At 63.3% G+C, this 4150-nt stretch carries 6 protein-coding genes and 2 pseudogenes; 5 read left to right on the forward strand and 3 right to left on the reverse strand.

Annotated elements, in window-relative coordinates; all coding sequences use genetic code 11:
- The first annotated feature begins 26 nt into the window (after positions 1 to 26).
- The 3 genes from AC1D2K_RS31105 (at position 27) to AC1D2K_RS31115 (ending at position 1346) form a co-directional block, all read left to right on the forward strand.
- Positions 27 to 716, forward strand: a complete 690-nt coding sequence (locus tag AC1D2K_RS31105; protein WP_478093842.1) for a Crp/Fnr family transcriptional regulator — start codon at positions 27 to 29, stop codon at positions 714 to 716.
- 116 nt (positions 717 to 832) lie between these two features.
- Positions 833 to 1099, forward strand: coding sequence for a hypothetical protein (locus AC1D2K_RS31110; protein ID WP_478093844.1), 267 nt, complete (start codon positions 833 to 835; stop codon positions 1097 to 1099).
- On the forward strand, positions 1074 to 1346 hold the full coding sequence (locus tag AC1D2K_RS31115) for a DUF1488 family protein (RefSeq protein WP_478093845.1): 273 nt from the start codon (positions 1074 to 1076) through the stop codon (positions 1344 to 1346). The genes AC1D2K_RS31110 and AC1D2K_RS31115 overlap by 26 nt, the downstream gene beginning before the upstream one ends.
- A 137-nt stretch (positions 1347 to 1483) precedes the next feature.
- On the opposite strand, the pseudogene AC1D2K_RS31120 reads toward AC1D2K_RS31115, so the two are convergent.
- Positions 1484 to 1881 (reverse strand): annotated as a pseudogene (locus AC1D2K_RS31120) (CoA transferase).
- 439 nt (positions 1882 to 2320) lie between these two features.
- Here AC1D2K_RS31120 and AC1D2K_RS31125 point away from each other — a divergent pair.
- Positions 2321 to 2482, forward strand: a complete 162-nt coding sequence (locus tag AC1D2K_RS31125) for a hypothetical protein (protein ID WP_478093847.1) — start codon at positions 2321 to 2323, stop codon at positions 2480 to 2482.
- Between the two features lie 24 nt (positions 2483 to 2506).
- A pseudogene (locus AC1D2K_RS31130) lies at positions 2507 to 2707 on the forward strand (DUF2514 family protein); the annotation flags it as partial.
- 214 nt (positions 2708 to 2921) lie between these two features.
- Here AC1D2K_RS31130 and AC1D2K_RS31135 read toward each other — a convergent pair.
- Both AC1D2K_RS31135 and AC1D2K_RS31140 read right to left on the reverse strand, forming a co-directional pair.
- Complete coding sequence (locus AC1D2K_RS31135; protein ID WP_478093849.1) at positions 2922 to 3176, reverse strand: hypothetical protein; 255 nt, start codon at positions 3174 to 3176, stop codon at positions 2922 to 2924.
- A 23-nt stretch (positions 3177 to 3199) separates the two neighbouring features.
- Positions 3200 to 3883: an SOS response-associated peptidase gene (locus tag AC1D2K_RS31140; protein WP_478093850.1), complete on the reverse strand. Its 684-nt coding sequence runs from the start codon at positions 3881 to 3883 to the stop codon at positions 3200 to 3202.
- Positions 3884 to 4150 lie beyond the last annotated feature (267 nt).

The following is a 4150-nucleotide window of genomic DNA, read 5'->3' on the forward strand; positions in this document are numbered from 1 at the left end:
CTCGTACCACTCACACGGAGCATCTCTTGGCCGCGATCGAGAACCACCTCATCGAACTGCTCCCGCGCAATGACCGCCGGCGGCTGCTGGACGTCTGCGAACCGATCCATCTGATCCTGGCCGAAGTGATCCACGAGCCGGGCGCTGCAACCCTTCACGTCTACTTTCCCGTCGACGGCTTCATCTCGCTGGTTGCGGAGATCGACGAGCATCCCGGACTGGAAGTGGGCATGGTGGGTCGCGAAGGGATGTTGGGCTCGAACCTCGCCCTCGGCGTGGAGATCGCGCCCTTGCGCGCGCTGGTGCAAGGCGCCGGCGCGGCCTGGCGCATCACTGCTGCCGACTTCCAGCGCGAACTGGCACGCAACGCGCCACTGCAGCGAGTGCTGGATCGCTACATCCAGGTCTCGATGTCGCAGCTGGCCGCGTCGGCTGCCTGTCTGCGTTTTCACCAGATCGGCCCGCGCCTCGCGCGTTGGCTCCTGATGAGCCAGGACCGCGCCCATGCCGACAGTTTCCACGTCACGCATGAGTTTCTCGCCTACATGCTGGGCGTGCGCCGTGTCGGCATCACCGAGGCCGCCGGTTCGTTGCAGCGCAGTGGGTTGATCGAGTACAACCGCGGAACCCTCAACGTGCTCGATCGTCCAGGACTCGAAGCAACGGCGTGCGCCTGCTATGCCGCGGACAGGAAAAGCTACGCGGGATTGCTTTGAACCGATGCGGGGCATCCGGCGGCCGATGCTTGTGTCTGTGCGCTGCCGTACGGACGAGTGGCGGTGCCCGGCGTAGAAGGGAACATCGGGCTCAGCCCCTGTTCAAGCAAGGCACCATGGAACACGACCACGACTCAACACGCTCCTCCTATCAAGGCTGGGAGATACGCAGCCACCTCACAAGCGTTGCCTACGACGGCACCGTGGCCGCCGGGGCAGTGCTGTACTTCGACGAGGTATGCCAGTGCCACATCATCTCGTGCAGGCAATTTGCCAACGGCGGCGATGCCATCCATGCCATTGAAACCAAGGCGTCAATCTGGATCGACGACCGCGGAAACCATCCAAGGACCTCGTATGTCGAACACTCCCTTCTTTCATGAGGCCTCGGGCGCCGTGCATTTCTGGGTGGCCATCGATGACAAATACGTTGGTGCGAGCATCGGCAAGGAAACGTTGCACTACTGCTATCGTTCGACCGCCATTGACGACGAGCCGCTGGCGACCTACCACCTTCACGCGCAGGAACTCAATGCAGCTGTGCGCAGGCGCGTATCGGGCGGCTCCATCGAACCGGTGATGCTGCGCGACTACGACCTGCACGAGGCAGTGGGAAAAGGCATCGAATAGGCCCGCGGGGCGCAATCCCGGCGCCTACAGCAGGCTTCGCAGCTTCACGAAGGCCAGAGGCCTTCCAGCCGAGTAGCCTCTCCTTGTATCGCTGCATCAGACAGCAACTCCTGAATTCGTTCATCGGCATAGCCAAACTAGCGCAAGATCTCCACTGTGTTCTCTCCGAGCCTCGGCGCATGGTGCCGCCGCTCGGGCACCGAGTGCGACCACTCGGTCGGGTTGGCGGTATCGAGGATCTCGCCCTCGCTCGGGTGCGTCACGGGCTGGAGGTAGCCGGTCTCCTCAAGGTGAGGGTCCGCAAGAATATCTTCGATGCTGTACATTCGCGCGGCCGGGATGTCGGCGCGCTCCAGCAGCGCAAGCCACTCCGAGGTGCTCCGCGTGCGGAAGATTTCGCCGAGAAAGCCATAGACGTGATCGATGTTTTCGAGGCGCTTGCCTGGCTGCCGAAGCGTGCGTCCTGCGCGAAGACCTCGGGCTGGCCGATGGCCTCGAAGAAGCTGCGCCAGTGCTTGTCGTTGTAGACCAGCACGCAGATGTGGCCGTCGCTGGTCTCATAGGGCCGCCGGTCGCGCGCGAGGCTTGCGAGGTCAAGCTCTGCGCGCTGTCGGTGGGGTCATCCCGCGAAGGATTACAGTGATCGGCTCGTCGCGCGGTTCGCTCTGGCCATCGACGTGGCCGCGCCGGAGTGCCGCTGATGCTGGTCATTTTCTGGCCCCTGATGTGAATGTGTCTGATGGACCCGTTCGCATTGCCCGACCTGCCGGAAGACGACGAATGAAGGCCTTCTTCGCCGCCTTCGACATGCTGCCCGGGGCGCTGTGGGCGCTGCTGCTGACCGGCGCGCTGGCCAGTCAAGGAAGTGCAATGGAGCAAGGCTCCAGTTGAAGCCGCCGAGGCCCGCGCGGACCTCTCCGACTACATGGCGACGGCTGCCGAGAGTGCGCGGCTGGCCGATCGCGCGGAGCGCCATGAAGAGGCGCGGCGCACCGCTGAACAAGGGAAAGGCTCTCAATGAAGCTGCAAAAGAAACGCTCACTGCCCAACCGAACTTTGCTATTGCTCGCGTTACTGATGAGCGGCTGCGCGTGCAAATTGCCCAATTCCGCGCCGCCGCCGATCGAGCGCCCTGAGCCTCCGCTCTCGAATCAAGCGCGGCAACCGGCGATCCCATTGGAGTGCTTGCCGCCCTGCTCGGCCGCGCTGACAAGAGAGCGGGAATCCTGGCTGCCTACGCTGACGCTTCCCGAATAGGTGGAAAGCTCTGTGAGCGCACCATCGGACGAGCGCGAACAGCCGGGACTCGCATGCTCGTCTGGCCGAACGACTCGGCCGAGCCGTGGTGTGAGCGGTCCTGACACATCGCCATCACACGGCGGCGGACGCCGGCCAGGTCGATGGGAGTGGGGGTTTTAGCGGAAAAAATCTGGTCAATGAAATCAACGTCCTCCAGTGAAAACGCCCTCAGAGACTCCTCTAAAAACCCCGGTATTCCCCGTCAATCTCCCCGGGAAATCTCCCCGAGACTGCCTGAAGTCTAAGCAGCGTCTCGCAGGCGTTGACGTGCATGTGTCACCCCCTCTTGTCCATAAGGACCCAGCCTGCAGCCTTATCCAACTCGAACATAACGTCGTAGCCCTCCAGCTTCTTGGTCTCAACCCTGTCGGGTCGGGTCCATCCGATGTCGTAGCCGGCCTTCTTCGCCTCGTTCTCGAACCCCGACGACTGCGGCCATGTGATCTCAACTAGCTTGTCTTCATCCTTCCAGGCGAAGTGTTCTTTGATGTCCTTGGCCACGTCGTAAATGAACCCAAGCGCGTCGATCATGGTGCGTTCCTCGTTGCTGTGGACTAGAGCAGGCCGGCCTGCGGCGCGTGCTGCAGCGGCTCAGGCGTGGCCACCAGCAGCTCGGCGGGGTACTYCTGCATGAACGCCATCGATTCGTCGGCGGGCGCCGCCAGCCACAAGTCGTATATCGCCTCCGGCAGGATCACGACCATGCGCTTGTCCTTGCCGGCGCGGTGAAAGTTCTTCATCAGCGCGTGCGTGGTCGCGTCGATCGTGAGGATCGTGAAGCTGAAAACGACCTCGCCGGTGCCGGCGTCGACCCACCGGTCCCACAAGCCCGCCAGGCCCATCGGATCCCCGTCAACGCGCTCGATGCGGGTCTCGATCGCCTTCCCCGTTCGCCAGTCGGGCTCGTAGATACAGTCGGCCGGGATCACGCAGTGCTGGCGCCGCCAGGGGATTGCGTAGGAGAGCTCCTCCGCCGCTGTTTCCGACCTGGCCTTCAGCGTGTCGCGCTTGATATCGCGCTTGCGCGTGCGCGCAGGCAGCAGCCCGAACTCCCCAATGAGGCACTCGCGCTCAAGGCCTCCGGCTTTGTCGGGGCCTGCCGGATTGATGACGAACGGAGCTTGGTTGTGCTTGTAGATGTGGCCGCCGTTCGGTGCCACCCAATTCGGCGGCAGGATGACGTCGAACTTCCTCTGGAGACGTTCGCGCGCCTTAATCGTCTGGTAGTGGTTCCACATCCTCAGATGCTATCGGCTTCAGCCACTCGACGGAAGCCCGGGCTGGGGCCATGGCTCGCAGGCGATCGTCGCGCCACAGGTCGGCAGCTACCTCGTCGAGCAAACCACCGACTGGCGGGCGTTAGCGTGGTTCGACGGGTCGGGCGCCGCATCATGGGTATTCTCCGGTCTGACTTACCGCCCGGAATGTGCTGGCGCCTGTGTCGGGGCCTGCTTGCGACCGACCCACCGACAGCACTGCACCATGACATCGTGTCGCCGCCACAC

The organism is Variovorax sp. P1_H12_2 (assembly GCF_056405335.1).